The organism is Candidatus Hodgkinia cicadicola, from assembly GCF_002774925.1.
The window spans coordinates 1-874 of sequence record NZ_NXGO01000093.1 but is presented as its reverse complement, the minus strand read 5'-3'; the positions used below and the strand labels follow the sequence as shown (position 1 = coordinate 874).

Here is an 874-nt window from a genome sequence, read left to right as displayed (position 1 = left end):
TTTGTATTTGTTTTTAAATTTTAGATGAAAGATACCAATAACCAAACAACATCGTGCCATCTTTATAATCAGATTTCCATTAGTTTTATTCATCATGTTATAAATCTCATCGTTGGTTATCTTAACATGGATAGTATTATTATACTTCGAAATGTTTAATCCTGTTCTATTACTCTCTTTCAATTTAAATCTTTAGATCTCTGTTAACATACTCCAATATTATTATAAATATTGGTATTCTTAATATTCATGGATTTCTTATAACATAAATACAACTATATTTAACAACGACCTCATATCTTGAATTTGTTATAATTAATCACAAGATTGGGTGTTGTTTTTGTCGAATACAACAAAATTGTGTATCTGAATCCAAGTTTAATCTCTAAATCATTGAACACTTTGATATTCTATATCTGATACTTCCTATAATCATCTATCTAATATGATCTATGTTTAATATCTATACCATTAATTTATTAGTTTAAATTATTAAATCTTAAGCTATGGGTACAAAACTGTGATGTAGTTATGTTTAATAAAACATGAATTGTTTACCACATTGTCTTAAATTGATCTGAACATTTATAACATTGGAACTCATGTAAACAATATTTAATATCTTTTGGAATAACATATCAGTGTTATTTCTCTAGATAAGATTACAGATCACTTCACCTCCAACACATGATGGATCTAAATTTGTTTTAATACCACTACTTGTTGATAAAAAATAAGTACCAATCTGATGTTTTATTCTTAATTGTTTCTTCTTCCAATATATCCTTTGACCAGGTTTTGATACTTGAACTATATCTTGTATCATGTTATGATATCCATTATATGCCAATTCTATTAATATTTCAGATCTATT

At 25.3% G+C, this 874-nt stretch carries 2 protein-coding genes; both read right to left on the bottom strand.

Annotation, left to right across the window (positions count from 1 at the left end):
• Nucleotides 1–183, bottom strand: a 183-nt coding sequence (locus tag MAGTDC_RS03175) for a hypothetical protein (protein WP_146657012.1), incomplete at its 3' end; no start/stop codon positions are given.
• A gap of 469 nt (nt 184–652) precedes the next feature.
• On the bottom strand, nt 653–874 hold a 222-nt coding region (gene rpsH / locus MAGTDC_RS03170), incomplete at its 5' end, for a 30S ribosomal protein S8 (RefSeq protein WP_146657011.1).